The 26,098-nt window shown below is 67.3% G+C and carries 30 protein-coding genes and 1 pseudogene; 22 read left to right on the top strand and 9 right to left on the bottom strand.

Annotation, left to right across the window (positions count from 1 at the left end):
- Positions 1-217 (top strand): annotated as a pseudogene (locus N1F91_RS08650) (IS110 family transposase); the annotation flags it as partial.
- Between the two features lie 111 nt (positions 218-328).
- Here the strand turns inward: N1F91_RS08650 and N1F91_RS08655 are convergent.
- Both N1F91_RS08655 and N1F91_RS08660 read right to left on the bottom strand, forming a co-directional pair.
- Positions 329-598 (bottom strand): hypothetical protein, encoded by a 270-nt coding sequence (locus tag N1F91_RS08655; protein WP_289991479.1) that lies wholly within the window; start codon positions 596-598, stop codon positions 329-331.
- Entirely contained in the window at positions 598-2,181 is a 1,584-nt protein-coding gene (locus N1F91_RS08660; protein ID WP_289991480.1) for an NAD(P)/FAD-dependent oxidoreductase, read from the bottom strand. Before N1F91_RS08660 ends, N1F91_RS08655 begins: the two co-directional genes overlap by 1 nt.
- Before the next feature lie 144 nt (positions 2,182-2,325).
- Between N1F91_RS08660 and N1F91_RS08665 the strand changes: the two genes are divergently transcribed.
- Both N1F91_RS08665 and N1F91_RS08670 read left to right on the top strand, forming a co-directional pair.
- Positions 2,326-2,610, top strand: a complete 285-nt coding sequence (locus tag N1F91_RS08665; RefSeq protein ID WP_289991481.1) for an Arc family DNA-binding protein — start codon at positions 2,326-2,328, stop codon at positions 2,608-2,610.
- On the top strand, positions 2,597-3,019 hold the full coding sequence (locus N1F91_RS08670; protein WP_289991483.1) for a type II toxin-antitoxin system VapC family toxin: 423 nt from the start codon (positions 2,597-2,599) through the stop codon (positions 3,017-3,019). The genes N1F91_RS08665 and N1F91_RS08670 overlap by 14 nt, the downstream gene beginning before the upstream one ends.
- Before the next feature lie 4 nt (positions 3,020-3,023).
- On the opposite strand, the gene N1F91_RS08675 is transcribed toward N1F91_RS08670, so the two are convergent.
- Entirely contained in the window at positions 3,024-4,178 is a 1,155-nt protein-coding gene (locus N1F91_RS08675; RefSeq protein WP_289991484.1) for an alpha/beta fold hydrolase, read from the bottom strand.
- A gap of 255 nt (positions 4,179-4,433) precedes the next feature.
- On the opposite strand from N1F91_RS08675, the gene N1F91_RS08680 reads away from it, so the two are divergent.
- The 6 genes from N1F91_RS08680 to N1F91_RS08705 all read left to right on the top strand — a co-directional run bounded on the left by N1F91_RS08680 (position 4,434) and on the right by N1F91_RS08705 (position 9,285).
- A complete protein-coding gene (locus N1F91_RS08680) occupies positions 4,434-5,429 on the top strand; it encodes an NAD-dependent epimerase/dehydratase family protein (RefSeq protein ID WP_289991485.1) in 996 nt (331 codons plus the stop codon).
- Positions 5,426-6,025 (top strand): cupin domain-containing protein, encoded by a 600-nt coding sequence (locus tag N1F91_RS08685; RefSeq protein WP_289991487.1) that lies wholly within the window; start codon positions 5,426-5,428, stop codon positions 6,023-6,025. Before N1F91_RS08680 ends, N1F91_RS08685 begins: the two co-directional genes overlap by 4 nt.
- Before the next feature lie 2 nt (positions 6,026-6,027).
- Positions 6,028-6,792, top strand: a complete 765-nt coding sequence (locus N1F91_RS08690; RefSeq protein WP_289991488.1) for an SDR family NAD(P)-dependent oxidoreductase — start codon at positions 6,028-6,030, stop codon at positions 6,790-6,792.
- A 34-nt stretch (positions 6,793-6,826) separates the two neighbouring features.
- Positions 6,827-8,116, top strand: coding sequence for a histidinol dehydrogenase (gene hisD / locus N1F91_RS08695; protein ID WP_289991490.1), 1,290 nt, complete (start codon positions 6,827-6,829; stop codon positions 8,114-8,116).
- A gap of 89 nt (positions 8,117-8,205) precedes the next feature.
- Positions 8,206-8,685 (top strand): VOC family protein, encoded by a 480-nt coding sequence (locus N1F91_RS08700; RefSeq protein WP_289991492.1) that lies wholly within the window; start codon positions 8,206-8,208, stop codon positions 8,683-8,685.
- A 66-nt stretch (positions 8,686-8,751) separates the two neighbouring features.
- On the top strand, positions 8,752-9,285 hold the full coding sequence (locus N1F91_RS08705; protein WP_289991495.1) for a helix-turn-helix domain-containing protein: 534 nt from the start codon (positions 8,752-8,754) through the stop codon (positions 9,283-9,285).
- A 46-nt stretch (positions 9,286-9,331) separates the two neighbouring features.
- Here N1F91_RS08705 and N1F91_RS08710 read toward each other — a convergent pair whose 3' ends face one another.
- The gene (locus tag N1F91_RS08710; protein WP_289991497.1) at positions 9,332-10,330 is read right to left on the bottom strand and encodes a VOC family protein; all 999 of its coding nucleotides are present in this window, start codon (positions 10,328-10,330) and stop codon (positions 9,332-9,334) included.
- 205 nt (positions 10,331-10,535) lie between these two features.
- Here N1F91_RS08710 and N1F91_RS08715 point away from each other — a divergent pair, with 205 nt between their 5' ends.
- Genes N1F91_RS08715 through N1F91_RS08730 form a run of 4 tightly spaced genes read left to right on the top strand, consistent with a single transcriptional unit; the run spans position 10,536 to position 13,498 of the window.
- Positions 10,536-11,528, top strand: a complete 993-nt coding sequence (locus N1F91_RS08715) for an amidohydrolase family protein (RefSeq protein WP_289991498.1) — start codon at positions 10,536-10,538, stop codon at positions 11,526-11,528.
- A 17-nt stretch (positions 11,529-11,545) separates the two neighbouring features.
- A complete protein-coding gene (locus N1F91_RS08720) occupies positions 11,546-12,358 on the top strand; it encodes an SDR family NAD(P)-dependent oxidoreductase (RefSeq protein WP_289991499.1) in 813 nt (270 codons plus the stop codon).
- Between the two features lie 13 nt (positions 12,359-12,371).
- Complete coding sequence (locus N1F91_RS08725) at positions 12,372-13,169, top strand: SDR family oxidoreductase (protein ID WP_289991500.1); 798 nt, start codon at positions 12,372-12,374, stop codon at positions 13,167-13,169.
- Positions 13,170-13,192: 23 nt separating this feature from the next.
- The gene (locus N1F91_RS08730; RefSeq protein WP_289991501.1) at positions 13,193-13,498 is read left to right on the top strand and encodes an antibiotic biosynthesis monooxygenase family protein; all 306 of its coding nucleotides are present in this window, start codon (positions 13,193-13,195) and stop codon (positions 13,496-13,498) included.
- 5 nt (positions 13,499-13,503) lie between these two features.
- Here N1F91_RS08730 and N1F91_RS08735 read toward each other — a convergent pair whose 3' ends face one another.
- Positions 13,504-14,274 (bottom strand): SDR family oxidoreductase, encoded by a 771-nt coding sequence (locus N1F91_RS08735; RefSeq protein WP_289991503.1) that lies wholly within the window; start codon positions 14,272-14,274, stop codon positions 13,504-13,506.
- A 65-nt stretch (positions 14,275-14,339) separates the two neighbouring features.
- Complete coding sequence (locus N1F91_RS08740; protein WP_289991504.1) at positions 14,340-15,017, bottom strand: TetR/AcrR family transcriptional regulator; 678 nt, start codon at positions 15,015-15,017, stop codon at positions 14,340-14,342.
- Between the two features lie 468 nt (positions 15,018-15,485).
- On the opposite strand from N1F91_RS08740, the gene N1F91_RS08745 reads away from it, so the two are divergent.
- The 7 genes from N1F91_RS08745 (at position 15,486) to N1F91_RS08775 (ending at position 21,629) form a co-directional block, all read left to right on the top strand.
- Positions 15,486-16,610, top strand: a complete 1,125-nt coding sequence (locus N1F91_RS08745) for an FAD-dependent oxidoreductase (RefSeq protein WP_289991505.1) — start codon at positions 15,486-15,488, stop codon at positions 16,608-16,610.
- Between the two features lie 36 nt (positions 16,611-16,646).
- Positions 16,647-17,258 (top strand): NAD(P)H-binding protein, encoded by a 612-nt coding sequence (locus N1F91_RS08750; RefSeq protein WP_289991506.1) that lies wholly within the window; start codon positions 16,647-16,649, stop codon positions 17,256-17,258.
- Positions 17,259-17,311: 53 nt separating this feature from the next.
- On the top strand, positions 17,312-18,097 hold the full coding sequence (locus N1F91_RS08755; RefSeq protein WP_289991507.1) for a glutathione S-transferase family protein: 786 nt from the start codon (positions 17,312-17,314) through the stop codon (positions 18,095-18,097).
- A 137-nt stretch (positions 18,098-18,234) separates the two neighbouring features.
- Positions 18,235-18,990 carry an ABC transporter permease gene (locus tag N1F91_RS08760; protein ID WP_289991508.1) on the top strand — a complete coding sequence of 252 codons (756 nt, stop codon included), beginning with the start codon at positions 18,235-18,237 and terminating at the stop codon, positions 18,988-18,990.
- 5 nt (positions 18,991-18,995) lie between these two features.
- A complete protein-coding gene (locus tag N1F91_RS08765; protein ID WP_289991509.1) occupies positions 18,996-19,799 on the top strand; it encodes an ABC transporter permease in 804 nt (267 codons plus the stop codon).
- A 17-nt stretch (positions 19,800-19,816) separates the two neighbouring features.
- The gene (locus N1F91_RS08770; RefSeq protein ID WP_289991510.1) at positions 19,817-20,599 is read left to right on the top strand and encodes an ABC transporter ATP-binding protein; all 783 of its coding nucleotides are present in this window, start codon (positions 19,817-19,819) and stop codon (positions 20,597-20,599) included.
- A 64-nt stretch (positions 20,600-20,663) separates the two neighbouring features.
- On the top strand, positions 20,664-21,629 hold the full coding sequence (locus N1F91_RS08775; protein WP_289991512.1) for an ABC transporter substrate-binding protein: 966 nt from the start codon (positions 20,664-20,666) through the stop codon (positions 21,627-21,629).
- Between the two features lie 125 nt (positions 21,630-21,754).
- On the opposite strand, the gene N1F91_RS08780 is transcribed toward N1F91_RS08775, so the two are convergent.
- Positions 21,755-22,858 carry an SMP-30/gluconolactonase/LRE family protein gene (locus N1F91_RS08780; protein ID WP_289991513.1) on the bottom strand — a complete coding sequence of 368 codons (1,104 nt, stop codon included), beginning with the start codon at positions 22,856-22,858 and terminating at the stop codon, positions 21,755-21,757.
- Positions 22,859-23,149: 291 nt separating this feature from the next.
- On the opposite strand from N1F91_RS08780, the gene N1F91_RS08785 reads away from it, so the two are divergent.
- Both N1F91_RS08785 and N1F91_RS08790 read left to right on the top strand, forming a co-directional pair.
- Positions 23,150-23,917, top strand: coding sequence for a PRC-barrel domain-containing protein (locus N1F91_RS08785; RefSeq protein ID WP_289991515.1), 768 nt, complete (start codon positions 23,150-23,152; stop codon positions 23,915-23,917).
- A 33-nt stretch (positions 23,918-23,950) separates the two neighbouring features.
- Entirely contained in the window at positions 23,951-24,145 is a 195-nt protein-coding gene (locus N1F91_RS08790) for a DUF3309 family protein (protein ID WP_289991516.1), read from the top strand.
- A gap of 67 nt (positions 24,146-24,212) precedes the next feature.
- On the opposite strand, the gene N1F91_RS08795 is transcribed toward N1F91_RS08790, so the two are convergent.
- The gene (locus N1F91_RS08795; RefSeq protein ID WP_289991518.1) at positions 24,213-24,893 is read right to left on the bottom strand and encodes an ABC transporter ATP-binding protein; all 681 of its coding nucleotides are present in this window, start codon (positions 24,891-24,893) and stop codon (positions 24,213-24,215) included.
- Entirely contained in the window at positions 24,890-26,098 is a 1,209-nt protein-coding gene (locus tag N1F91_RS08800; RefSeq protein ID WP_289991519.1) for an ABC transporter permease, read from the bottom strand. The genes N1F91_RS08795 and N1F91_RS08800 overlap by 4 nt, the downstream gene beginning before the upstream one ends.

A 26,098-nucleotide genomic window follows, 5' to 3' on the forward strand; every position in this document is an offset into this window, starting at 1 on the left:
AAAGCACCGCACCACCAGCGGCGGGCGAAGGGAACTCAAACCCATGCTATTCCTCGCCGCCCTGACCGCCGTGCGCGGCAAGAACGTGCTGGCCGACTTCTACCGGCGCCTCGTCGAGGCCAGAAAACCTAAGCGCCTCGCACTCACAGCCGTCATGCGAAAGATCGTCGTCATCGCAAACGCAAGGCTCGCACAACTCGAAGCGCAACTGACTTGATGAGGGCTGGGGTTGACTTGAGCTACCGCATAGGACCGTGGGTCACCTGCGCTACAGGCGGAGGGAGGGCGCTCTTACCGCATTGCCACGGAGTGGCAGCCTCCACCTTTCCTATCCCTTTGCGGGCTTCCCCGCATCCGCCTTCGTGGAGCGGAACAGGAAGGTCAGCAGGAACCAGACCAGTTTCGGCGACAGCATTTTCAGCGCATTGCGCGCCTCCTCGGGCGAGAGCTTCGCCGTCATCGGCATGGTGCCGAAGATCTTGCCCTTGATCACCAGCATGTCGCCGTCGCACTCGATCCCCGAGACGGTCATCAGCTCCTTCTTCGACCCGTCGACGATCCTCACGCCGACGGACTTCTTCGCGGTAGGGGCCGTCATCAGCGGATCGCCTTGTCGAAATCGATGCCCATGTCGTCGAACATCTTGATGGCGGTCGCGCGACCCGCGCCGAAGACCCCGCCGCCCGGATGCATGAAGGGGCCGACGAGATAGAGCCCGTCGACGCCCGGCACGGTGTACTGGCCGAGGTCGGGCGTCGGGCGGTGGCCGACGGTCTGATAGAGGAACGGTGCGCAGCCATGCATGTCGCCGTTGACGAAGGAGTTGGGCGAGGACCGCTCCATGTCGAGCGGCGACCAGTGGGTGGCGGCGATGATGTTGTCGCTGGTGAGGTTGGAGATGAAGGGCTGGTGCTGCCGCAGCGTCTCGGCGGCGTATTCCTCCTTGATCTCGTCCCAGTGGGCCGCGCCTTTTCCGGCGATGGCATAGGGCGCCATGGTGATCGAGTGGAAGATGCCGGCGCCTGCCGGTGCGCGCGAGGGATCGCCATGCGTCTCGTCGCCGCCGCCCAGCAGCCGGCGCGGCGGGATGCGCTTGCGCCGCAGGTGGTCGAAGTCGTCGAGCAGGTCCGACAGGCGGTCGTAGGGGAAATATTCCAGCATGGTGGAGCGGGTGATCTCCTCGCCGGCATGGTACGCCGTCCGCTCCTTCAGGTCGTAATGGCTGACGAACAGGCTCTGCGTCGAGGAATTTACGCGCTTCGCACGCTTGAGCACGGGCTCCGGCACGCCGTCGACGAACTTGCCCAGGAGATGCGGGTGCATCGAGCCGATCACCGCGTCACGGGCCTGCAACGCCTCCCCGGTGGTCAGCACCACGCCGGAGGCCTTGCCGCCGGACACCGTGATCCTTGCAATCTCGGCCTCGAGCCGCAGTTCGCCGCCATGGGCTTCCAGGCAGCGCACCAGCGCGTCGGTGAGCCCGCCCGAGCCGCCGAGCGGCTGCGAGACGCCGTAGGTGTGGATGATGCCGGGCATCAGGTAGATGCCCATGCCGGTGCCGAGTTCGTCGGGCAGCTGCAGGTTCTCGGTGACGAGCTTCAGAAGGTGGATCTTGACGCGATCGTCCTCGAACAGGTCGTCGATGATGTCGAGCGAGGAGCGGTTCATCGCGTCGAGGATCTCGCGGCCCTCGTCGGAGGGATCGAGCATCGCCATGAACGGCCCGAAGGGCAGCGGCGGCGCGTAGAGGCCAGACACGAACATCGGCATCATCTGCATGGAGCGCTGGGCGAAGCCGCGATAGGTCTCGGCGTCCTTCTCGCTGAACCTGGCGATCTCCTGGCAGGCGCGGTCGAGGTCCTTGTAGGTGATCAGCGTTTCGTTGCCGGGGAAGATCGACGCATAGGGGACGTCGGAGTAATTGTAGACGAGGCCGTGCCTGCCGATCAGGCCGAGTTCGTCCTCGGTCAGCATCGGGTTGCCCTGGATCATGATGTGGCAGCTCGAATGCAGGTCGTGGCGGTAGCCCGGCGTGTTGATCTCGCGGGTCACCACGCCGCCGCCCGGCCAGGCGAGGCGTTCGAGAACCAGAAACTTCTTGCCGGCCTTGGCGAGATAGGCCGCGGCCGTCAGGCCATTATGGCCCGCACCCATCACGATGACGTCGTACTTCGCGCCCATGCAATCCTCCCTGTGACGTTATTGGTCGACTGACCAATGCCTAGCCTGCACGATGCCGGGCGGGAAGAAGGCACATGTTTGTTCCCTCGGCGGGAGGCTCGTGATATCATTTCCCTTGGCTTGATGTCAGACGAGGAGGCGCCGATGGCGGCGATGACCGTACGCAACATTCCCGACGACATTCACAAGGCGCTGAAACGGCGCGCCAAGCAGCATGGTCGCAGCGCCGAGGCGGAGGTGCGGTCGATCCTGCAGGACGCTCTCGGGCAGCAGCCGAAGGTCGGGCTGGGCACCGCGCTTCTCGAACTCGGGCGCAAGATCAGAGAGGCAGGAGGCGAGTTCGAGCCGTTGCGGGACATGACGCCGGCGCGCTCGGTCGACTTCGGCAGCCCTGAATTCGACGGGCCGGACGCTGATGATCCTGGTTGATACAAACGTCCTGTCTGAGCCGATCAGGCCACACGGCAATCCCGTGGTGGCCCGATGGTTCAACACCTATCCCCCCGAGCAGCTTTTTCTTTCCGCAGTCAGTGTCGGGGAAGCGCTCGCCGGCCTGGCCACGATGCCGGTGGGGCGTCGCCGCCAAACTCTCGAACTCGTGCTCGACAGCCTGACGAACGCGATCTTTCCTGATCGGATCTTGCCCTACGACGAGAATGCGGCGCGGATCTACGCGACCGTCCTCGGCAAGGCGCGGTCGCGGGGCATCGCCATCGCCGGGCCGGATGCACAGATCGCCGCCATTGCGATCCAGCACGGATTCGCCGTCGCCACGCGCGACGTGGCGCCGTTCCGCGGCGTCGGCCTGCGCGTCGTGAACCCTTGGGACGAGGCGTGACGCCTTACATCTCAGAAAAGGTCTCGCTCACCCAGTCGGCGATGTAGTCGCGCAGCACGGTGCCGTTGTCGGCGCCGCAGTGCTCGACCTCGAAGTCGGTCGCCGTGGTGATCCTGAGTTCCCGCCTGGGGCTGTTCACCGCCTGGTCGTAGCTCTTGTGGGCGTATTCGACGGGGATCTGCCGATCGCCCGCGCCGTGGGTGACGAGGAAGGGAACGGTGATCTTCTCCACCACGCCGTTCAGGTCCATCGCCGGCGCCCAGTCCATGAACTCTTCGATGGTCTTCTTGCCGAAGACCCACATCACGTGGTCCCAGTAATGCGGCACCGGCCGGTCGCCCTCGCGCGCCATGCGGCGGCGCTGCATTTCGCCCCAGTCGTGGTTGGCTCCCATGACGGCGCAGAGCGCGAAGCGCTTCTCGAAGGCGGCGGCCCGTGGCGCGAAATAGCCGCCGAGCGACAGGCCGAAGATGCCGATGCGCTTCGGATCGACGTCCTTCCGGGTCAGGAGATAGTCGACGGCGCAGGACGCCCAGGCCTCCGAATCGTGCCGTCCGACGAGACCGCCCAGACGCAGGGCAGCCCCCGTTCCAGGCTGGTCGATGACCAGCGTGGACACGCCGCGGGCGGCGAAGGCCGCCGGGTTGCCGGCACCGAAGATCTGCTCCTTCATCGAATCGAGCCCGTTGCAGGAGACCAGCACCGGCGTCGGCCGCCCGTCGGGTGAGGGCGCCGGCACGAACAACGCGGGATAGCTCGCACCTTCGTACGGGATGTCGACGAATTCGCAGGCGAGACCCTGCAGTTCCACCCCGCGGCGGAACATGTCGAGGCCCCTGCGGTAGGCCTCCCAGCGCGGCGCATAGTCGCGCGACTGCATCCGCTCGGCGGCGAGGAGATAGCCGGCGCCGCGCTGGTACTTCAGGCCGGCGGAAAGCGCGCGGCCCTTCGCCTCGTCCGCCGCGCCATTGGCCAGAACCTGGTGCGCCACCTTCACCCAGGAATCGAAGAACAGGGCCGTGCCCGCATCCTCGCCCTTCGCGGCCGCCTCGCGGATCGGCCGGCAGGCCTCGTCGATTTCGCCGATGTTGCCGCCGCACATCAGGGCGAGGTTCGTCGAGAGGTTCCAGACGTAGTTTCCCGGAAAGGGTTCGAACATGGTGCTTGCCTCCCGATGGCGCTCGGCGTCAATGCCGGAGACTAATTGGTCAACTGACCAACCTTGTCAAGCCTGACCGCCCCGCCGGCGACGCCAGTGCCTTCGCGAGGCGTCTTCCTCCTCGCACGGCGACAGGTTCACGCGCGCGCGACGAACCGGCAGCTGAGGCACCGATGATCGTTGACAGCGCCAGCGATTTCCCTTATTTGGTCAACCAATCAAGAAGGGCGCGTCATGCGCCGGGAGGAGAGCCGAATGAGGATCGTCGTCACCGGAGCCGGCGGGTTCGTCGGCTCTGCACTTGTGGAGCGGCTCGAAACGGCCGGGCTGCCCGGGCGCGAGGAGCCCGTCGCCGAGGTCGTGGCGGTCGACGCGCTGGCGCCGTCGGCAACGGGCTCTGCCGCAGGGCAGGGCGCGGTCCGGGCGGTAACGGGCGATCTCGCCGATCCTGCCCTGCTCGACAGGATCTTCGAGCGGGACGTCGACGTCCTGTTCCACCTCGCCGCCGTGCCCGGCGGCGCTGCCGAGCGCAACTACGCCGCCGGCTGGGCGGCCAACGGCGCGGCAATGATCTCGCTGTTCGACCGTGTGGCCGCGCAGGCGCGGCCGGCGCGTCTGGTCTTTGCCTCCACGATCGGCGTCTTCGGCGTGCCGCTGCCGACCGACAGGGTCGACGACGAGACCCTCCCGCTGCCGACGATGAGCTATGGCGCGCAGAAGCTGATGGCCGAGACGCTGCTCACCGACCATGCCCGGCGCGGGACGATCGACGGCGTCGCCCTGCGCCTGCCGGGGATCGTGGCGCGGCCGCGCCTGGCCGGCGGCCATCTCTCGGCCTATCTCAGCAACATATTCCACGCGCTCGCTGCCGGGGAGGACTTCGAGTGCCCGGTCTCGCGCGCATCGACCTCATGGTTCATGTCGCGCGAGCGTTGCGTCGACAACCTGCTGCACGCGGCAGGGCTGCCGTTCGAGAGCCTCGGTGCCCGACGCGCCTTCAACCTGCCGGCGCTGCGACTTTCCATGGACGAGGTCATCGACGGGCTTGCCGCGCATTTCGGCGAGGCGATCCGGGGCCGCGTCAGCTACGCGCCCAATCCGGGGCTGGAGGTACAGTTCGGATCCTACCCGGCCCTCTACACGCCGATCGCCGACCGTCTCGGCTTCCGGCACGATGGAACCGCCGCCGATCTCGCCGCCCGGGCGCTGGGGCTGGCCGCGGGCCGGTCTGTGCATGGAGCCTCCGCATGAGCTACGTTCCCGTGCGACGGGTGGTGACCGGGCATGACGGCCAGGGCAAGGCGGTGGTGTTGACCGACGGCGAGCCGCCGGTGATCGTCCGCAGTCCGATGCAGGCGGGCCTCGCCTTCCACGAGATCTGGAACACCGCCCGGATGCCCGCCGTCATCGAGCCGACTTTCGACGAGCCGACGCTCGGCCGTACCGACACCGCTCCGCCGCGCAACGGCACGGTGATCCGGATCGTCGACATGCCGCCGGAGGGGCTGGAGGGACCGAGGCTCGACAAGGACCAGGCGCGCGAACTGTTCTCGGCGGTGGGGCTGGCCGAGAACGCCGAGCACCACAAGGCGGGCCGGCATCCGCTGATGCACCGGACGGAGTCGATCGACTACGGCATCGTCCTGTCGGGCGAGATCGTGCTGCTGCTCGACGACAGCGAAGTTCATTTGAAGCAGGGCGACGTCGTCGTCCAGCGCGGCACCATCCATGCCTGGACGAACCGGACCGACACGATCTGCCGCATGGCATTCATCCTGACGGACGGGCGGTTTGCGCCCGACCTCGCGCACGCGGTAGAGCGGTGGGACGCGAAAACCGGAGCATGAGAATGGAACTGCCGAAAATGCCGAGCATGCGCCTCGACGGGCGCCGTGCGCTGGTCACCGGAGCGGGGCGCGGCCTTGGTCTCGCCTGCGCGTCGGCGCTGGCGCAGGCCGGGGCGCATGTCACGCTCGTCGCCCGGACCGGCGCCGAAGTCGAGGAGGCTGCCGCAGCGATCCGCGCGCGCGGCGAACAGGCGACCGCCGTCGCGCTCGACGTGACCGATCTCGACGCGGCGGCGGCGTTCATGGAGACCGGCGAGGCGCATGACATCCTGGTGAACAACGCCGGCACCAACAAGCCGGGACCGATGGCGGAGGCAAAGGTCGCGGATTTCGATCTGGTGATGGGGCTGAACCTGCGGGCGGCCTACTTTCTCTCGCAGGCCTTCGTGAAGCGGCTGCTTGCCGGGAAGCGGCCTGGATCCGTCATCAACATGTCCTCGCAGATGGGGCTCGTCGGTGCTGCCAACCGCACGATCTACTGCGCCTCGAAGTACGCCATCGAAGGCCTGACCAAGGCGATGGCGGTGGAACTCGCGCCGGCGGGCATCCGCGTCAACTCGATCTGCCCGACCTTCATCGAGACGCCTATGACGAAGCCGTTTTTCGAGAACGCCGCGTTCCGCGAGGCGACGCTGGCCAAGATCAAGCTCGGCCGCATCGGTTCGGTCGAGGACGTGATGGGTGCGGTGGTCTATCTGGCATCCGATGCGGCGTCCCTGGTGACGGGAAGCGCGATCGTCGTGGACGGCGGCTGGACTGCGGAATGAGAAGGACGAGCCGCATGCGCGGCGGGAGGAAATCATGATCCGATATCTGAAGACCGGCGCCGATGCCGCCGACACGCTCGAGGCCGACCGCAAGGTGCGCGCGACCGTGGAATCCATCCTCGACGACGTGGCGCAGCGCGGCGACGCGGCCGTGCGCGAGCTGTCGGAGAAGTTCGACAGATGGACGCCGGAGCGCTTCCGTCTGTCCCAGGCCGAAATCGACGCGCTGATCGCCAGCCTTCCGGACGAGGTGATCACCGACATCCAATTCGCGCAGGCGCAGATCCGGCGCTTCGCCGAGGCGCAGCGCGCCTCGATGACCGACATCGAGGTCGAGACGCTGCCCGGCATCCGGCTCGGCCACAAGCATGTGCCGGTCGAGAGCGTCGGCTGCTACATTCCCGGAGGCCGCTACCCGATGGTCGCCTCGGCCCACATGAGCGTGCTGACGGCGAAGGTGGCGGGCGTCAAGCGCGTCATCGCCTGCACGCCGCCGCTCGCCGGCGTCGCGCCCGCCGCCACCATCGCGGCCATGGCCATGGCCGGGGCCGACGAGATCTACCTGCTCGGCGGCATCCAGGCGATCGCGGCGATGGGTCTTGGCACGGAGACCATCGAGCCGGTCGACATGCTGGTCGGCCCCGGCAACGCCTTCGTCGCCGAGGCCAAGCGCCAGCTCTACGGCAAGGTCGGCATCGATCTCTTCGCCGGCCCGACCGAGACGCTGGTCATCGCCGACGACACGGTGGACGCCGAGATCTGCGCCACCGACCTGCTCGGCCAGGCCGAGCACGGGCCGACCTCGCCGGCGATCCTGCTGACCACGTCGAAACGTATCGCCGACCAGATCGAAGCCGAGATTCAGCGCCAGCTGGAGCGCCTGCCCACCGCCGACGTCGCCAGCGTCGCCTGGCGCGACCATGGCCAGGTCATCCTGTGCGACACGCGCGAGGAACTGCTCGCCGAAGCCGACCGCATCGCGTCGGAGCACGTGCAGGTGATGACGCACGAGCCGCGCTGGTTCCTGGAGAACATGCGCAACTACGGCGCGCTGTTCCTCGGCCCGCGCACCAATGTCGCCTATGGCGACAAGGTGATCGGCACCAACCACACGCTGCCGACGAAGCGCGCAGCGCGCTACACCGGCGGTCTGTGGGTCGGAAAATTCCTCAAGACCTGCACCTACCAGGAGGTCGTCACCGACGAGGCGAGCGCGATGATCGGCGAATACTGTTCGCGGCTCTGCGCCATCGAGAATTTCTCCGGCCACAAGGAACAGGCTGACATCCGCGTGCGCCGCTACGGCGGCAAGAACGCGGCCTGAGCCTTGCGGGCAATTGCTCCGTGACAGCCGCCCGGGCCGATCGCGGATCGGCCGGGCGGCACCGAGTTTCGAGAGGGGGAGGGTAAGCCATGGCCGACGGACTTTTTCCGGACCTGCGTCCGTGTCATGTCGGCATCAGCGTCCGCGACATGGACGAAGCCGTCGCCTTCTGGTCGGAGGTCTTCGGATTCGAGCTCGATTTCAAGGCGGAGCTGAAAGGCATCGGGACGACCGTGGCTTTCCTGAAGCGCGACGGTTTCCGCATCGAGCTGTTCCAGAAGGCAGGCGCCGTGCCGGCACATGCGGACCGGCTGAAGCCCAACACCGACCTTCTCACCCACGGCACCAAGCACATCGCCTTCTCGGTGGAGGACGTGCAGGCCGCCGCGGAGACATTGCATGCGCGCGGCGTGCGCATCGTCGGCATCATGCGCGGCCATGGCGTGCCGATGCAGGCGGAGGACGATCCGCGCCTTGACGGCGTCAAGCAGCCGGCCATGGCGCTGTTCTTCCTCGACGCGTCCGACACGCTGGTCGAGATCATCCGCCGCGGCGACTTCCAGGATTGAGCCGCGCTTGAGGCTTCGCCCGTATCGCGCCATAAGGCATCGAAAGACGGGGTGGAGGAGCGCCGCTTGTCGGAGCGCGGGCTGGACGTGTCACGGCAGGAGCCGGATCTGAGTGCGGCCGGACAGGCCAAGATCAAAGCGCTCGCCGCTGCGCTGCGTGTCGAGCCCGCAGGGCTCCCCGGGTTCGAAGCCGGCGCGCGCCTCGCCGACCTCGCGCGCCGCATGGACCAACATGACCACGATCGCGACGCGCCGGTGCGCGAGGTGATGGCGCGGCTCGGCGACCGCTGGTCGACGCTGATCCTGCTCGTGCTGTCGGCCGGCACCTTCCGCCATGCGGAACTGCGCCGCCTGATCGCCGCGCTATCGGCCGAAAAGGCGATCTCGCAGCGCATGATGACGCTTCGGCTGCGCGCGCTGGAGCGCGACGGCATGGTCGAGCGGACGGTGACGCCGACGGTGCCGCCGCGCGTCGATTACGCGCTGACGCCGATGGGGCGCGAGTTCGTCGGGCTCGTCCATGGCATGCTGCGCTGGCTCGAGGCGCACGACGCCCGCATCCTTGCAAGCCGGACAAAGTTCGAGGCGGAAATGCGCTGATCTCCGCCTCGAAGGTGTCCGGCTGGAGGGAGGCCGGATCGGGAGTTCAGACAAAGAGCGTGGTCTTCGCCATGTTATCGGCCGCCTGCGACATGTCCACGGGCGGGAAGCTCTCGTGCATGGAATGCGGCATCTTGAGGTTCCTGTAGTAGACGTTCGAGCCCTGGCTCGGCGTCCAGCGCACCGTCTCGAAGTCCGGCTCGTAATTGTGGTAGCCGCCGGAGTTCAGCTCGATGCGCATGCCGCCGGGCTCGCGGCAGTAGAGATAGTCCTGCTCGCCCATGCCGTGCCGGCCCGGGCCGAATTCGATGTCGATGCCTGCGTCGAGCAGCACGTCGGCGGCACGGCGCAGGTCCTCGCGCTGGTCGACCCAGTAGGCGATGTGGTTGACGCGTCCTTGGGCACCGGAGAAGTCGGCGACGAGACCCATGTCGTGCGAGCGCTCGCAGACGGTGGTCATGCCGAAGACGACGAACTCGCCGAAATTCGCCTCCGGATCGGCCACCGTCGCTTCCATGTAGCGATGGCCGAGCGTCTCGCGATACCAGTGCGCATCCTTCTCGGGATGGGCCGTGGCGATGGTGACGTGGTCGATGGAGCGCGCCGCCACGCCGCGCGGCCTGAAGCGCTGCGGCCGGTTGGGGAACAGCGGCGCCATGTCGCCTTCGGCCCTGAAACGGGTGACGTCCCAGAACAGATGGTGCTCGTGACCGCCGGGGCCACGATAGCGGTAGGCCTTGCCGTGGCCGGCATTGCCGTCGAACCAGCCGATGCCCGCGCGGGCCGCCTCGATGCGCTTCACCGCCGCGTCGAGCTGCTCCGGCCCCTGCGCGCGCCAGCCGATGTGGCCGAGTGCCGGCTGCGGTCCTTCGACCAGTTCGAGGCTGTGATGGAAATGCTCGCCCCAGCCACGCAGGAAGACCGAGCTGCCGTCGCGGCTCGATTCCACCAGTCCAAGCACTTCCTTGTAGAAGAGGAGCGACTCCTCGATCCTCGGCGTGACCACCCGCACATGGGCGAGTTGCGATATCAGGCGCTCGTACATGGACGTTTCTTCCCTGGCTGGCGACGCGGCCTCAGGCCGTCTCGGATCCCTGCCTTGGATAGGCGACCGCCGATGCTGATTCAAGAAAATTTTGGTCATACAACTAACCAGAATTTGATTGAACCCGTCCGGAGGCTGGTTTAGCGTGCCGCCCGTTCGCCAGCCCTCGTGCGGGGAGGACGACGACGCGGTCGGGAGGAACGACGTGACGCAGACCAGGACGAGACTCATCTCTGTGGAGGAAGGCTTCATCATCCCCGAGGTGGTGGACGAACTGCGCCGTCTGGCGGGCGGCGTGCCCAGCATGAAATCGGGGCCGATCGCAGGTCCGTTCATGCCGAAGCTGCTCGACATCGGTGCCGGCCGCATCGCCGAGATGGACGCCGACGGCGTCGACATCCAGATCCTGTCGCTTTCGGCGCCGGGGGTCCAGAAGTTCGATCCTGACACGGCGCTGTCGCTCGCGCGGCTGGCCAACGACAGCCTGTCCGGGGCCATCAAGGCGCATCCGGACCGGTTCGCCGGGCTTGCCGTCGCCCCGCCACAGGCACCCGCCGAGGCCGCGAAGGAACTCGAGCGCGCGGTGACGAAGCTCGGCCTCAAGGGCCTGATCGTCAACTCTCACACCGGTGATGAATATCTCGACGACCCGAAGTTCTGCCCGCTGCTGGAGGCAGTCGAGGCGCTCGGCGTGCCGCTCTACATCCACCCGCGCGAACCGGGTGCCGGCCTCTGGGACGGGCTCATGGCGATGACCGGCTTCACCGTCGGCTGGGCCTATGCGGTGGAAACGGGAACACATGCCCTGCGCATGATCGCGGCCGGCGTCTTCGAGCGCTTCCCGAAGCTGCAGATCGTGCTCGGGCATCTCGGCGAGGGAATCCCCTTCATGCTCCAGCGCATCGACAACCGCTACCCGTTCGAGATCGGGGTCACCGGCAGGACGCCTCTGCCCCGCAAGCCCAGCGAATACTTCCGCACCAATTTCACCGTCGCCACCAGCGGCATGAACTTCGCCGCGCCGATGCGCGCGGCCATCGACATCCTGGGCGCCGACCGCATCATGTTCGCTGCGGACCACCCCATGGAGGACCAGAAGGCGGTGGTCGAGGAATACTTGGCCATTCCGCTGACCGACGCCGAACGACGGCAGATCAGCGAACTGACCGCCCGCCGCGTCTTCAAGATTGCCGTCTAGGCCAAAGGAGGAAATCCATGTCGTCATCCCTTCAGGGTCGCGTGGCCATCGTGACCGGCGGCGCCGGCGGCATCGGCGCGGCGACCTGTGCAGTGCTCGCCGCGCGCGGCGCCGCCGTCGTCGTCGCCGACATCGACCCGTCCCGTGCCCGGGCGGTCGCCGACGGGCTGGCGCGCGACGGGCATGATGCGATGGCCGTCGCCGTCGACCTCGCCGAGGAAGCCTCTGTCGCAGCCCTGTTCGAGGCAACCGTGGCGCGGTACGGGCGGCTCGACATCCTCGACAACAACGCCGCCATCCTGACGCCCGATCTCGCCCGGCGCGATCTCGACATGGCGTCGATGGAGACCGAGGTCTGGGACATCACCTTCCGCGTCAACGTGCGCGGCACGATGCTGTGCTGCCGCCAGGCGCTGCGGATCATGGAAGGCCAGGGCGCGGGCGTCATCGTCAACACCGCATCCAATCTCGCGCTCCAGGGCAACGTCATCCAGGCCGCCTATTCCGCGTCGAAGGCGGCCGTGATCCAGATGACGCGCTCGATCGCCACCTCGCACGGCAAGCGCGGCATCCGCTGCAACGCCGTACTGCCCGGCCTGACGGGATCGGCGGCGGCGCTCGGCAACCTGCCGCCGCGGCTGATCGAGATCGTCACCGAGGAGACGCTCACGCCCTATCTCGGCGATCCGATGGACATCGCCCACACCGTCGCCTTCCTCGTCTCCGACGAGGCGCGCTACATCACCGGCCAGACGATCGTCGCCGATGGCGGTACCTCGATCCACATTCCCGGTTACGCGCGGCTGGCCGAGATGGTCGCGGGCGGCTGAGGGAGAGGCCGGCATGACCAGACAGGCACCTGCGCGCGGAAAACTCTCGGATCGGCTGGCCGGCAAGGTCGCGGTCGTCACCGGCGCCGGCAGCGGCATCGGCGAGGGCTGCGCGAAGATGTTTGCCCGTCACGGCGCCTGCGCCGCCGCCGTGGATATCGACCGCGCCGCGCTGGAACGCGCACGCACGGAACTGAAGGAAGAGGGGCTGGACTTTGCCATCCGGCAGGCCGACCTGACCGATCCAGGCGCGGTGGGCGACCTCGTCGCCGGCATCGGCGCCGAATTCGGCCGCATCGACGTGCTGGTCAACGCGGCAGCCGTCGCCGACTTCGTCTGGATCGAGGAAATGGACTACGAGCGTCACTGGCGGCGCACGCTGGCCGGCGAGCTCGATACGGTGTTCCTGATGTGCAAGGCCGCCTGGCCGCACCTCGCCGCCGGCGGCAGCGATGCCTCGATCGTCAATCTCGCCTCCGTGAACGCCTATGTGGCGCTGAAGGGCTCGGCGGCGCTGGCGCACACCGCCGGCAAGGGCGGCGTCCTGTCCATGACGCGACAGCTCGCCATGGAAGGCGCTCCGCACGGCATCCGGGTCAACTCGATCTCGCCCGGGATGATCGTCACCGGAGCGACGAAGCCCGTCCTCGAGAAACCCGAATTCGTCGCAGCGGTGAAGGAGAAGCTGATGCTCGACCGGCTCGGCCAACCCGAAGACATCGCCTGGATGGCCGTCTATCTTGCCTCCGACGAATCGACCTACGTCACCGGTGCGGACTTCCGCGTCGATGGCGGCGCACTTGCCTGGTAGATGGAAAGAAGGACGACCGAAGGATGATCATCGAAGTGGCCTCCATCCGCGTGAAGGATGGTTCCGAACCGGAGTTCGAAGCGGCGGTCGGCAAGGCAGTCGAAGTGTTTCGGCGCGCCGAGGGCTGCCTGGGCCTGCACCTGCAGCGCTGCATCGAGGAGCCGTCTCTCTACGAGGCGGTCATCCGCTGGCAGACGCTGGAAAACCACACGGTCGACTTCCGCGGCTCCGAACTCTTCCAGGAATGGCGGGCGCTGGTCGGTCCGTTCTTTGCCGAGCCGCCGGCGGTGCGCCACTACGCGGTCGCGGTTCCGCGCGCCGACTTCTGAGGCGCTCAGTCGCCGATCGTCGTGCCGCCGTCGACGACCAGATTGTGGCCGTTGACGAAGGCGCCCGCCGGCGATGCCAGGAAGACCGCCGCACCGGCCACCTCGTCCACCGTGCCGACACGCCGCAACGGCGTCTTCAGGAGGCGGGGGCCGAGGATGTCCGCATTGCCCGTGATAGGCTTGGCAAACTCCGTGTCGATCAGCCCCGGCGAGATGGCGTTCGTGCGGACGCCGTTCGGTCCGAACTCGACGGCGTAGTTGCGGGCCAATTGCGCGACGGCGGCCTTCGACAGCGCATAGACGCCGATCTTGCCGTTGCCGCGCAGGCCCGAAATGCTGGAGGTCAGGATCACGGATCCGTCGCGGCGCGCCGCCATGCCCGGGATGACGCGGTTGCAGAGCTGCATGGTGCTGCGCAGGTTGATGCGCATGATCGCATCGTATTCCTCGTCGGTCGCGGTCGTCAGCGAGCCGAAATGCGGGTTGATGCCGGCATTGCAGACCAGCACGTCGATCCGGCCGAGAAAGGCTTCCGCCGCAGCGACCAGACGGTCGAGCGCGCCGTCGTCGCCCACGTCGCAGACAATCGCCGTGACGTCGATGCCGTCCCCGGCAAGCGACTCCCGGGCTTCGGCAAGGCCGCCTTCGTCGATGGACGAGACGACCACGCGGGCACCGGCCCGGCCGAGCTCCCGGGCGACGGCGAGGCCGATGCCGCGATGCGCGCCGGTGACCAGCGCGCCCTTGCCATGGAGGGAGAAGAGAGAGGAAGCCATGCGGAAAGCCTTATTGGTCGGTCGACCAATCCATAGCGATCCGCCGGCGTCGTGTCAAAGCGCGATCAGGCCTCGCCGAGCCCTTCCAGTCCCTTGACGACGAACTGAAGCAGCACGTCGTAAGCGGCGTCGAGATCGTCCGCCGTCACGGCACCGCCCGACAGCGCATCCAGACGTCGATTGCGCGACAGAGTCTGGAGCATGGCCACCAGCACCATGGAGAATCCGCGCATGAGCAGGGGCCTCGAGACGGCGGGGAGGGCGGGCTCCAGCTTGGACAGGAACAGTTCCGCGGTATCGTCGAAATTCTCGTGCAGCAGGTGCAGCCAGCGGTTCGTCTGTCCCAGCTGGGCGAGGATGAGGAGATAGGACGACCAGCCGGGCAGGCCGCTTGCCATCTGCTCGAACAGCGGATGCATGAAGGCATCGACGATGCTGCGGGTGTCGAGCCGGCCGTCGGCCTCGATCGCGGCTAGGCGCTCGCGCCGCATCTGGTTGAGGATGTGGGCGCGTCGTCCCACCACCTCGGCAAACAGCCGCTCCTTGGTGCCGAAATGATAGCTGGCAAGCGCCAGCGTCACGTCGGCCTGCTGGGTGATGTCGCGCAGGGAGACGGTATCGAACGTGCGGTCGCCGAACAGCGTCTCCGCCGCGTCGAGAATCTTGTCGCGGGTGTTGTCCGTCGACTGCTTCTGCTGCCGCTTCGCGGCCGGTCTGGCTGCAGCACCTGACTTGACGGTCATGGCGTATCCTCTCTTGCCTGCGGCCGGGTCCCATCGACCTGTCCGTCGTCCTCGGGCGCGCCGCCCGGCCTCGCTGTCATGCCGCCGACCCGCATCGGCGCGTCGCCGCCGACCCTAAGAGCAATCGGTGAATCACGGCAACGATCCGCGGAATATCCACCGTTAAGCATCGAATCCGCAATGGGAGAACGTGCGCATATGCCGTTGCGAGCCGGGTTTGGACCAGGCCGCGTGCGTCGCGACATCGCAAAGGCGAAGCCTTGAGCTTTCGGAGCGCTGGGAGACGTCTCGCCGGCACGAAATCCGGTTTTCCTTGGGAGCAGCCGGTTCGGGCCGCGGGCTTCGACGCGCATCGCGCACCGCGATTCCAGCCGGTTCATGGTGACGTGTCCCTTTGCCACAAAGGCCTTTACCAAAATTGGTCGGTCGTATAAACAAGATTTCGCGAAGGCATCGCGGGAGGATCTGATGGCTTGTGTCGAAAGCGTGCTGGTGGTCGGCGGCGGCATCGCCGGGCTCTGTCTCGCGATCGGTCTGCGGGACCGGGGCGTCGCCGTCGACATCGTCGAGGTCAAGCAGGAGTGGACCGTCTACGGCGTCGGCATCATCCAGCAGTCCAACGTCGTTCGCGCCATGGCCGATCTCGGCATCGTCGACCGCTACCTCGATGCGGCCTTTCCATTCGAGAACCCCTGCCTCTACGGGCCGGACGGCAGGCTGCTCGCGAAGCTGCCGGGGCTGCGCCTGGCCGGCCCGGATTATCCCGCCAATCTCGGCGTGTCGCGGCTGGCGCTGCACAACGTGCTCGTCGACGAAGCGCGCAAGCGGGGCGCCGGTGTCACGCTCGGGGCCAGCGTCGCGTCGATCGAGGCCGATGCCGAAGGCGTCGACGTCGTCTTCACCGACGGGCGCAGCGGTCGCTACGACATCGTGGTCGGCGCCGACGGACTGTACTCCCGCGTCCGGGAACTTCTCTTCGGCGACCGCTATCGCCCGCGCTTCACCGGCCAGGCCGTCTGGCGCCACAATTTTCCGCGGCCGGAGGCGATGGATCACCTCTGTGCCTATCCGACGCCGAACGGCAATGCCGGGCTGTGCCCGCTGTCGCACGACACGATGTACATGTTCGTCACGTCGGCCGAGCCCGGCAATCCGCGCATGCCCGAGGACCAGCTGCCGGCGCTGATGCGCGACCGGCTGAAGGACTATGGCGGCATCATCGCCGAGCTGCGCGAGACGATCAGCGACCCGGCGGAAGTGGTCTACAAGCCGATGGAGGTCGTCTTCGTCGACGAGCCCTGGTTCCGCGACCGGGTGATCCTGATCGGCGATGCGGCCCACGCCACGACGCCGCATCTGGCGCAGGGCGCCGGCATGGCAATCGAGGATGCCGTCGTTCTGGCCGACGAGCTCGGCCGCCGCGATGACTGGAAGGATGCGTTCCAGTCGTTCCACGGCCGGCGCTTCGAGCGCTGCAAGGCGATCAGCCAGGGATCCATCCAGGTCGGCGAGTGGGAGATCAACCATTCGCCCGAGGCCGACCACAAGGGCATGCTCGTCGCCATGATCACGCTGGCCGCAGAGCCGATCTGACGGCAGCGCCGTCTTTCAACCGGAGGAGAGTTCGACATGAAGATTGCCTTGGTGGGAGCGACCGGAAAGGCGGGCTCGCGCGTGCTGCAGGAGCTGCTCGGGCGCCGCCACACGGTCACCGCCATCGTCCGGCATCCCGAGAACGTGCCGGCGCACGAGCGGGTCACGGCGAAGGGAACGGATGGGAGCCAGGCGTCGCTCGCCGACGCGATGAAGGACCATGATGCGGTGGTGAGTTCGGTCCGCTTCGTGGACCTCGCTCCCGAGGTCCTGGTGCCCGCGGTGCAGGCTTCGGGCGTGAAGCGCTACGTGGTGGTCGGCGGCGCGGGCAGCCTTCTGCATCCGGACGGTGTGCAGGAGGTCGACCATCCCGATTTTCCCGATTTCGCCAAGCCGAATTCCCGGCGAGGGGGCGATCTGCTCGACCTTCTGAAGGCGACGACGGATCTCGACTGGACGTTCATCTCGCCGCCGCGCGCTTTCATCGCCGGCGAACGCACCGGACAGTTCCGCTACGGCAAGGACCACATGCTGCTGACGGCCGAGGGCAAGCCGACGTCGATCTCCTTCGAGGACTTCGCGCTGGCGCTGGCCGACGAGATCGAGATGCCGCGCTACGTCAGGCAGCGCTTCACGATCGGCTACTGAGAGCGGATTCGGGCGTATTCGGGCGACACGCGCAGCTTTCACCGGGGCGGACGATGATGAAACTCTATCACGCTGCGACGAGCGTCTGCTCGCAGAAGGCCCGCCTCGTCTTCGCCGAGACCGGGACCGCCTGCGAGAGCGTCCTGCTCGACCTGACGAAGGGCGAGCACATGACGCCGCAGTACCGCGCGCTGAACCCCGACGCGGTCGTCCCGACCCTCGTCCACGACGGCCTCGTGGTGCGCGAGTCGAGCCTCGTCGTCGAATATGTCGACCGCGTCGCCGGCGGTGGCCTGATGCCGCGCGAACCCCTGGCGGAGGTCGCGACGCGGCTTTGGCTGGTTCGGACGCTGGCCATTCACGAGGCCGTCAACTCGATGACCTTCGCCACGTTGATCCGTGAGCAGGAACGGGCCCGGCGGACACCGGCCGAGATCGAGGCATGGCTCGCCTCGACGCCCAATCCGCAGACCGCCGCGAAGCGCCGCGACCTGATGGAGAACGGGGTGGAATCGGTCTTCGTCGATGGCGCCCTGCACGTGCTGCTCGGCATGCTGCGCGACATGGCGGCCGCACTCGACGCCGGGATCTGGCTCAATGGCAGCGCCTACTCGCTTTCCGACCTTGCCCTCACCGCCTATGTCGACCGCCTCGATCGGCTCGGGATGGCGCACCTTTGGACCGGCAGGTATCCGGCGGTCGCCGCCTGGCTGTCGCACTGCCGCAGCCGGCCGAGCTACGCGACGGCGATCGAAAGCCACATCCCCGCGGGCGCCGCGGATGCGGGGCGGCTCGCGGGCGAGCGCGCCTGGCCCGCCATCGCCGCCCGGCTCGGCTGACGCGCCAGGGAGGAAGCGGTGTCTCGCAAAATCATGGACAGCACTGCCGATCGGCGTCATTACTTGGACAACCAATCAATATTGAGTTCGTGCCGGCTTCGTCCGGTGCGGCATGGCCGGGGAGGGGCAGCGGACTGATGGCACTCATCCAGCAGACGGCGGTCGCCCTGGCCGTGCTGGCCCTCTGGGCCTTCGGCGATGCCATGGGCACCTTCAATCCGGACGTCCTGCCGCCGCTGAGCGACGTGGCGACCCAGTTCGTCGCGATCTGGGCCCGGCCGGAGTTCGTCGCGGCGCTGGCCGGCACGCTGCGCGACGCGGTCGCCGGGATCCTGTGCGCCGCGGTGCTGGCGATCCCGCTCGGCATTCTCATCGGCATGTCGGGCGCGGTGGAGCGCGCCACGCGCACGCTGCTCGATTTCGGCCGCTCGTTTCCGGTGGTCGCGCTCCTGCCGATCCTCGTCCTGGTCATCGGCGCCAACGCCCAGATGAAGATCGTGTCGATCTCGATCGCCTGCTTCTTTCCCATCCTGCTGCAGACCATTTACGGCGCCAGGCGGATGGAGCCGACCATCGTCGACACGGTCCGGAGCTTCCGCATCCCCTTCCGTCTGCGCTTCTTCAAGGTGATCCTGCCGGCCGCATCGCCCTTCATCGCCACCGGACTGAGGATCGCGACGTCGGTGTCGATCCTCGTGGCCGTCGGGACGGAGGTGATCATCCCGATCACCGGCCTCGGGCAGCAGATCTCGCTCGCCCGCATCAACAACCAGGTCGCGGTGGCCTTCGCCTACGTCCTCTATGCTGGCCTGCTCGGCATGATCCTGACGTCGCTGTGGGAGCAGGTCGAGAACCGGTTGCTTGCCTGGAACCGCCGCGGGAAGGGGGAGTGATGGCCATGACGAAGACAAGACGCGCCCTGTCGCGGCGCCTCCTGGACATCGCGGCGCTTTGGTGGCTGCCGGTCTGCCTTTTCCTGCTTTGGCTGGTGGGATCGTCCGGTTCGACGAATTTCTACTTCCCGCCGCTGTCGCGCATCCTGTCGGTTCTCTGGCGCGATCTCACCACGGGAAGCCTGCCCGGCGACATGGCGACCAGTCTCGGCAACATGGGCGCCGGGCTGTTCTTCGCCGTGCTGCTCGGCGTTTTCTGCGGGCTGCTCATCGGCGAATACGCGACCGTGCGGCGCGCGCTGACGCCCACCCTCAACTTCCTGCGCTCGGTTCCGCCGGCCGCGATCGTGCCGATCGTCATCATCGCCCTCGGCATCGGCTCGGCGCCAAAGATCTTCATCATCGCGCTGACCTGCTTCTGGCCGGTGTGCCTGAACACGATCGACGGCGTGCGCGGCATCTCCCCGCAACTCGTGGACACGGCACGCGCCTTCCGCATTCCACGCCTCCTCTATTTCCGCCGGGTGCTTCTGATGGCGGCGCTGCCGCAGATATTGGCCGGCGTGCGCATCGCCATCGCGGTCGCGCTGGTGCTGATGGTCATCAGCGAGTTCTTCGGCGCCAGCGCCGGGCTCGGCTTCTACATCAACGAGAACAAGCAGCGCTTCGCCATGGCCGAGACCTGGGCCGGGACGCTGCTCGTCGGATTGCTCGGCTACCTGCTGAGCACCCTGTTCCTGCGCATCGAACGCTGGCTGCTCGCCTGGTACTTCCAGGATGCGGACGCGTCGGGCCGGGCGACGGGCTGAGCGAGGGAACACGGGCAATGAACGGGCCGCACATGATCACCCTGTCGAAGGCAAAGAGGCTCGAGGTGAGCGGGCTCGGCAAGAGCTATGGCACGCTGTCGATCCTGTCCAATCTCACTCTCACGGTCGAGCCGGGTGCCTTCATCTGCATCGTCGGTCCGTCGGGGGTGGGCAAGACGACGCTGTTGCGCTGCCTGTCAGGGCTCGCCGCTCCATCGGAAGGCAGCGTCAGCGTCGGCGGTATCGTCATCACCGAACCGCAGGCCGAGATCGGCCTCGTCTTCCAGGACTATCGCGGCTCGCTGATGCCATGGATGCGCACGCTGGAGAACGTCGCCTTCCCGCTCGAGGGGCGCGGCGTGCCGAAGGCCGAGCGCAACCGCATCGCGCTCGCCTGCCTCGCCGACGTCGGGCTGGAGAATGCCGCCGAGAGCTATCCCTGGCAGCTTTCGGGCGGCATGCAGCAGCGCGTGGCGATCGCCCGGGCGCTCGCCTACGACGCACACATCCTTCTCATGGACGAGCCCTTCGGCTCGCTCGACGCGCAGACCCGGCTCGGGCTCGAAGACCTCGTGCTGGCCCTGCGCAAGCGGCTGAAGATCAGCGTCATCGTCGTCACGCACGACATCGACGAAGCGGTCTACCTCGCCGACCGGGTGGTCGTGCTGGCCGGCAAGCCCGCGACCGTCGTCGACTGCGTCGACATCGACCTCGGCTACGACCGCGACCAGATCCGCACCAAGTCGGATCCGCGCTTCGTGGAATACCGCAACCGCGTCCTCGGCCAGATCATGGCCTAGGCGTCTTCAACGGTCCGAAGGCCGGAAGGGCCGGGCGACCAGATCAAAGGGAGGAAGATTGACCATGCAGACCTTCAGAATGAACCGCAGGACGGCACTTGGCCTCGTGCTCGCTGGCACAGTGGGCTTCGGCGCCCTGGCCACGGCTTCGGCCCAGGACCTGACGACCGTGCGCGTCGAGCGCTCGCCGGTCGGGCAGTTCCAGGGGCTCTACATCGCCGACGAGCTCGGCTACTTCAAGGAACGCGGCATCAAGGTCGAGATCAATGTCGGCGCCTCGCCGGACGGCGCGCTGGCACAGTTGATGTCGAGCCAGAAGGACGTGGCCATGACCGGTGCCGCGCCGCTCACGGCGGCGGTCGCCAACGGCATGCCGGTCGTGGCCGTGCTCAACGCGCAGGACCAGAACCCGACGCCAACGTTCGGGCTGATGCTCAAGGCCGACAGCCCGATCAAGTCCATGGCCGAGCTCAAGGGCAAGAAGATCGGACTGCCGGGGATCGCCAGCCCGCAGGGCACCGCGCTGCTGATGGCGCTCGAGGCGGCCGGCATGACGCGCGACGACGTCGAACTGGTCAACCTGCCGTTCCCGGGCGTGCTGGCGGCGATAGAGGCCGGAACGGTGGACGCTGGTGTTCCGATCGGTCTGTTCTACACGCTGGCGGTGCAGCAGGGCTACCGGGAGTTCCGCGAGGTTTTCGACAATGCGGTGCAGAATTCGGCAGCGGTCTTCTTCGCTTCCAACAAGACCTGGGCAGATGAGAACGTCGACCTGCTGAAGCGCTTCAACGAGGCGATGACGCTTGCCTACGACTACGCCAACAAGAACCCCGACAAGGTGCGCGAGATCGACAGCCAGCAGACCCAGCTGCCGAAGGAATTCATCGCGACGCGCGAAATCCAGCCCTTCGAAGCGGGCTTCGACGCAGCTGCCTGGGCCAAGGAGGTGGAGCACTTCGCGAAGTTCGGATTCATCTCGCGGGTTCCGGACCCGAGCGAATACATCTGGGAGCACGCGCCGAAGCAGTAGACCGCGCGGCATGATCGACTGCCGGACGGGTCCCGCGAGGGACCCGTTTCCCGTCGGGAGGAGGAGGGCGGCCACCGCGGACGCGCGGCCTTTTCCACGCTACCTCGCGGGCGCGCGGCCTTCCGTTACCAGTGGATCAGGGGAAGGCCCGCCACCGGCGAGCGGAACACCGGGATGCGGCTGCCGCGCAGGCTGCCGAGATAGACCGTCTTCAGGTCGGGGCCGCCGAAGGTGACGCTGGCCATCCACGGGCAAAGCGTCCCGGTGGCGCCGGCCATGATCTCGGGCGTGACCGTTCCTGCGGCCCATGCCGCGTCGAGCGCCTTGGTACCGGCCGGATCGCCGTCGTCGAGCAGCACGAGCACCTCGCCCTTCGGCGTCAGGGCGATCAGCCGGTCGGCCATGATCAGCGTGCTCCACAGATTGCCGAAGGCATCGAAGGCGATGCCGTCGCAGAAGCCGCCGACGTTTTCCGGCCCGTAGGTCTCGCGATCCGACAACGTCCCGTCGTCGCGCACCTCGAATCGCGAAATGCGCCGCGCCGTCGTCTCGGCGACGTAGAGGAAGCGCTCGTCCGGGTCGAAGCGCAGCTCGTTGGTGCCGCACAGCCCGTCGGCGACGATGCGCGCGCCGCGCTCGTCGATGAGCGCGATGTAGCCGTCGTGGCTCATCGTCTCGACGTGCCGCGTCCAGGGCACCATGCGCGTGGTGACGGTCAGGTAGAGCCGGCCCTTGCTGTCGCGCGTGACGAAGTTCGCCTTGCCGACCGGCTGGCCCTCGATCCGGTCGAGTAGCGTCGTCGTCGTCCCGTCGCGGGTCATGCGCTCGAGCGAATCGGTCCCGAAATTCGCGATCAGGAAGGAGCCGTCGGTGTCGATGGCGAGACCGTTCGGCAGGCTGCCGGCGGTGTTGACGTAGCGGTCCTCGAAGGAGCTTGCCTCGTTCACCGCACGGGTCGACTGGAGGACCAGCGTCTGGCTGCCGTCGGGGTCGATGCGCACCACCCCGCCGCGCCCGTCGGCGCTCCACAAGGTTCCGTCGCGCTCGGCGATGATGCATTCGGGGCGTTCGAGGTCGCGTCCGACGAAGTGGATCTCGCGGCGGTCGACCTGCCAGCCGGCGAGGGGATTATATCGATCGAGAATGATGGCCTCCCGGCGCTTCTGCACGTCGACCGGCGAGGGCGTCGCCGACGGACGAATGTCCTGCTTGGTCGTATGACCAAACAAGATATGCGGATGAGTGTCAAGGCATGAGGGCGCCTGAGCCCGGCCGTTCGGCGCTGCCGCGGCGACCGGCGCGGCGGGAACGATCGGGTGGCGCCGGCATCGATCCGGTAACCGGCGGTTCGGCCTGGATTGCCGGAGTTCCCGGACCCGGCATGTCCGCGCCGGTCTGCCTGCACGCCCGACCAGGGAGGACCCCAGCAGCAGGTTGGGGCGGACCGGTTCTGCATCCTTCACCGTTCGGAACGGATGAAGGGAGCGGGCGTTCTGAAGGAACGAAGAAGGATCCCCGCCATGCTCTGGAATGCCTCCAGCCTCACCGGCTACACGATCTCGACCACCGACGGCGAGATCGGTGCGGTGGACGACCTTTTGTTCGACGACCAGGACTGGACGATCCGCTGGCTTGTCGTGGACACGGGAAGCTGGCTGTCCGGCCGTAAGGTGCTGCTGCCCCCTGCGGCCTGCGCTGAGCCGGTTCCGGCGACCAGGCTCCTGAACGTCGGCATCAGCCGCCAGAAGGTGAAGGACAGTCCCGCGATCGACACCGACGCACCCGTCTCGCGGGTGCAGGAGAATGACGTGTTCGGCCATTACGGCTGGCAGCCCTACTGGTTCGGTCCTCCCTATGCAGCCGCCGCCGGCATGCTGGCCCCGATCCCGGCCGGCGATCCTGCCGGTTCGCCCGGCAGCGGCGGAAGCGGCGTCCCCGAGGCTGTGAACCGGGGCGATCCGCATCTGCGATCCGTGGCGGAGGTGACCGGCTACTACATCCACGCCTCGGACGGCGACATCGGCTATGTCGAGGATTTCCTGCTCGACGCGGAGACCTGGACGCTTCGCTATGTGGTCGTGGATACGAAGAACTGGTGGCCCGGCAAGCAGACGCTGGTGTCACCGAAGTCGTTCCGCGCGGTGAGTTGGGACGAGCGGGTCGTGACGACCGATCTCACCAGGGACCGCATCCGCAACGCTCCGGAATTTGATCCGGCGCAAACGGTCGACCGGGCCTACGAGGAACGGTTCCACGACTATTACGGCTATGCCGGCTACTGGGTCTGACGTCCGACAGAGCAAGCAAGCGGAGACAGTCACTTGGGACTCTTCGTACTCCTGATCCTCATCGTGCTTTTTGCCGCAACGGTGCCGGTCTATCCCTACAGCCGCGGCTGGGGCTACTCCCCGGTGAGCGTTATCCTCCTCCTGGCCGCGTTCTGGCTCATCCTGATCTATTTCGGCCTGGTCGCCATCTGGTGGCCGACGGTCGGTGTTCCGGCACCGGCCGCCTGAGGGGAGTCGTTTTCGAAGCGCGCCGCGGAGGGTCGCTACCAGCCCAGTGTTTCGAAAACTGCGGTCGCTAGCCGGTCACCTGGCCGTCGCCGACCAGAATCTGGCGACGGCACCGGGCCGCGATCTTCTCGTCGTGGGTCGAGATCAGGAAGGTCGTTCCTTCGTCGCGGTTGATCTCGCCGATCAGGTCCATCACCTGGTTCGCCGATGCCCGGTCGAGATTGCCCGTCGGTTCGTCCGCCAGGACAAGTTCCGGCCGGTTCATCAGGGCCCGCGCGACCGCGACGCGCTGCTTCTGGCCGCCCGACAGGCTGGTCGAGGGGAAGTGGATGCGATCGGCGAGGCCCATGCGCACCAGGAGGTCGCGCCCGCGCGCCCGCGCCGCCGCCGTTTCGCGTCCCTCGCGCACCGCCGTCGGGAAGATGACGTTTTCCAGCGCCGAAAAGTCTGGCAGCAGGTTGTGGAACTGGAAGACGAAGCCGATGTGCAGGTTGCGGAAGTCGGTCAGGTCCTTGTCGCTCGCCCGCGCAAGGTCCTCGCCCAGCATCCAGTGGCTGCCGGAGGTCGGCTGCATCAGCGTGCCGAGGATGGTCAGGAGCGTGCTCTTGCCCGACCCGGAAGGGCCGAGCAGCGCCGACATCTCGCCGCGGGCCAATGTCAGGGCGAGCCCGCGAAGGACGCGCGTTTCCGCCTCGCCCTCGCCGAAGGTCTTCCACAGATCGCGCACGTCGACCAGCACCTCGCTCATTGGCCGATCGCCGTCACCGGGTCGACCCGCGATGCCGCGCGTGCCGGCAGGATCGCCGCGAGCGTCGCGCTGACGACGGTCAGCAGAATGGCCACGCCGTAGGCGCCCTGGGCGATGTCGATCGGCAGATTGCCCGGCTGGAATGCGTCGCGGGAGGGGAAGGCGAGAAGCACCGCGTAACCGACGCCGGCCCCGAAAAGTCCGCCGGCCAGTCCGATCATCGCTCCCTGCATCACGAACACGAAGACGACGAAGGACCGCGGCGCACCCATCGCGCGCATGATCCCGATCTCCGGCCTGCGGCGGTAAGTGGACAGCAGGAGCGCGGAGGCGACGCCGATGACGATCGTGATCAGCGCGAAGGACTTGAGCATGAGACCTGTCTGCGCCTGCGCCTCGAGCGCGTCCAGCAACTGGGCGGCGTTCTCCGTCCAGGACGTCGCCGGCAGGCCGGTGATCGCCTCGATGCGCCTGGCGGTCGCATCGGCGGCGTAGAGGTCCGTCAGCTTGATCTCGATCTTCGAGATGCCTTGCGGCATCGCATAGAGTGTCCGTGCGGTGGCGAGGCTGACATAGGCCTGGCGACGGTCCGGTCCGCCCGAACCGATCTCGTAGATGCCCGTGACGACCAGGGACTGGTCGATGCCGGTGTCGGCCAGGAGCCGGACCGACTGGCCTAGGCGCAGGTTCATGTCCTGCGCCAGCCTCTTGCCGATCAGAATCTTCCCGGCCCCCAGTTCGACGCTTCCCTCGACGAGGTAGCTCGCCAGGTCGATGATGGCGGAGACCTTGGACGGCTCGACCCCGGTAACGCTGACCTGCGCCGTCTGCGCGCCGCGCCTGAGCACTCCGCCACCGGTGATCTGCTGCGAGACCGCGGTAACGCCGTCCAGCCGTTCGATCACGGGGAGGAAGGCGTCGGTGCTGGTCAGTCGTGCCTCCCGCGAGGAGTCCTTCTCCCGCACGAGCATGACGATGCCTTTTGCGTCGTGCAGCAGGAGGTCGGGATCGCGGGCCTCCGCTTCGATCGTCACGTGGGAGAGGTCGCCTGCCGTGCGCGACAGGATGAATTCGGCCAGACCGCCGATCAGCGCGCTCATGAAGATGAAGATGAACACGCCGACCGCCACGCCGAACACCAGCAGAAAGGTCTGCGCCTTGCTCGCCGTCAGGTAGCGGGTGGATATCTTGAGCGCGTAGAGCAT

The organism is Aquibium sp. ELW1220, assembly GCF_030398385.1.
Classification (GTDB): domain Bacteria; phylum Pseudomonadota; class Alphaproteobacteria; order Rhizobiales; family Rhizobiaceae; genus Aquibium.

What these genes read in the sequence shown, in the direction of transcription:
- N1F91_RS08655 (WP_289991479.1), bottom strand. Translation starts at nt 598, where the DNA reads ATGACGGCCCCTACCGCGAAGAAGTCCGTCGGCGTGAGGATCGTCGAC.
- N1F91_RS08660 (WP_289991480.1), bottom strand. Translation starts at nt 2,181, where the DNA reads ATGGGCGCGAAGTACGACGTCATCGTGATGGGTGCGGGCCATAATGGC.
- N1F91_RS08665 (WP_289991481.1), top strand. Translation starts at nt 2,326, where the DNA reads ATGGCGGCGATGACCGTACGCAACATTCCCGACGACATTCACAAGGCG.
- N1F91_RS08670 (WP_289991483.1), top strand. Translation starts at nt 2,597, where the DNA reads ATGATCCTGGTTGATACAAACGTCCTGTCTGAGCCGATCAGGCCACAC.
- N1F91_RS08675 (WP_289991484.1), bottom strand. Translation starts at nt 4,178, where the DNA reads ATGTTCGAACCCTTTCCGGGAAACTACGTCTGGAACCTCTCGACGAAC.
- N1F91_RS08680 (WP_289991485.1), top strand. Translation starts at nt 4,434, where the DNA reads ATGAGGATCGTCGTCACCGGAGCCGGCGGGTTCGTCGGCTCTGCACTT.
- N1F91_RS08685 (WP_289991487.1), top strand. Translation starts at nt 5,426, where the DNA reads ATGAGCTACGTTCCCGTGCGACGGGTGGTGACCGGGCATGACGGCCAG.
- N1F91_RS08690 (WP_289991488.1), top strand. Translation starts at nt 6,028, where the DNA reads ATGGAACTGCCGAAAATGCCGAGCATGCGCCTCGACGGGCGCCGTGCG.
- hisD (WP_289991490.1), top strand. Translation starts at nt 6,827, where the DNA reads ATGATCCGATATCTGAAGACCGGCGCCGATGCCGCCGACACGCTCGAG.
- N1F91_RS08700 (WP_289991492.1), top strand. Translation starts at nt 8,206, where the DNA reads ATGGCCGACGGACTTTTTCCGGACCTGCGTCCGTGTCATGTCGGCATC.
- N1F91_RS08710 (WP_289991497.1), bottom strand. Translation starts at nt 10,330, where the DNA reads ATGTACGAGCGCCTGATATCGCAACTCGCCCATGTGCGGGTGGTCACG.
- N1F91_RS08720 (WP_289991499.1), top strand. Translation starts at nt 11,546, where the DNA reads ATGTCGTCATCCCTTCAGGGTCGCGTGGCCATCGTGACCGGCGGCGCC.
- N1F91_RS08725 (WP_289991500.1), top strand. Translation starts at nt 12,372, where the DNA reads ATGACCAGACAGGCACCTGCGCGCGGAAAACTCTCGGATCGGCTGGCC.
- N1F91_RS08730 (WP_289991501.1), top strand. Translation starts at nt 13,193, where the DNA reads ATGATCATCGAAGTGGCCTCCATCCGCGTGAAGGATGGTTCCGAACCG.
- N1F91_RS08735 (WP_289991503.1), bottom strand. Translation starts at nt 14,274, where the DNA reads ATGGCTTCCTCTCTCTTCTCCCTCCATGGCAAGGGCGCGCTGGTCACC.
- N1F91_RS08740 (WP_289991504.1), bottom strand. Translation starts at nt 15,017, where the DNA reads ATGACCGTCAAGTCAGGTGCTGCAGCCAGACCGGCCGCGAAGCGGCAG.
- N1F91_RS08745 (WP_289991505.1), top strand. Translation starts at nt 15,486, where the DNA reads ATGGCTTGTGTCGAAAGCGTGCTGGTGGTCGGCGGCGGCATCGCCGGG.
- N1F91_RS08750 (WP_289991506.1), top strand. Translation starts at nt 16,647, where the DNA reads ATGAAGATTGCCTTGGTGGGAGCGACCGGAAAGGCGGGCTCGCGCGTG.
- N1F91_RS08755 (WP_289991507.1), top strand. Translation starts at nt 17,312, where the DNA reads ATGATGAAACTCTATCACGCTGCGACGAGCGTCTGCTCGCAGAAGGCC.
- N1F91_RS08760 (WP_289991508.1), top strand. Translation starts at nt 18,235, where the DNA reads ATGGCACTCATCCAGCAGACGGCGGTCGCCCTGGCCGTGCTGGCCCTC.
- N1F91_RS08765 (WP_289991509.1), top strand. Translation starts at nt 18,996, where the DNA reads ATGACGAAGACAAGACGCGCCCTGTCGCGGCGCCTCCTGGACATCGCG.
- N1F91_RS08770 (WP_289991510.1), top strand. Translation starts at nt 19,817, where the DNA reads ATGAACGGGCCGCACATGATCACCCTGTCGAAGGCAAAGAGGCTCGAG.
- N1F91_RS08775 (WP_289991512.1), top strand. Translation starts at nt 20,664, where the DNA reads ATGCAGACCTTCAGAATGAACCGCAGGACGGCACTTGGCCTCGTGCTC.
- N1F91_RS08785 (WP_289991515.1), top strand. Translation starts at nt 23,150, where the DNA reads ATGCTCTGGAATGCCTCCAGCCTCACCGGCTACACGATCTCGACCACC.
- N1F91_RS08795 (WP_289991518.1), bottom strand. Translation starts at nt 24,893, where the DNA reads ATGAGCGAGGTGCTGGTCGACGTGCGCGATCTGTGGAAGACCTTCGGC.
- N1F91_RS08800 (WP_289991519.1), bottom strand. Translation starts at nt 26,098, where the DNA reads ATGCTCTACGCGCTCAAGATATCCACCCGCTACCTGACGGCGAGCAAG.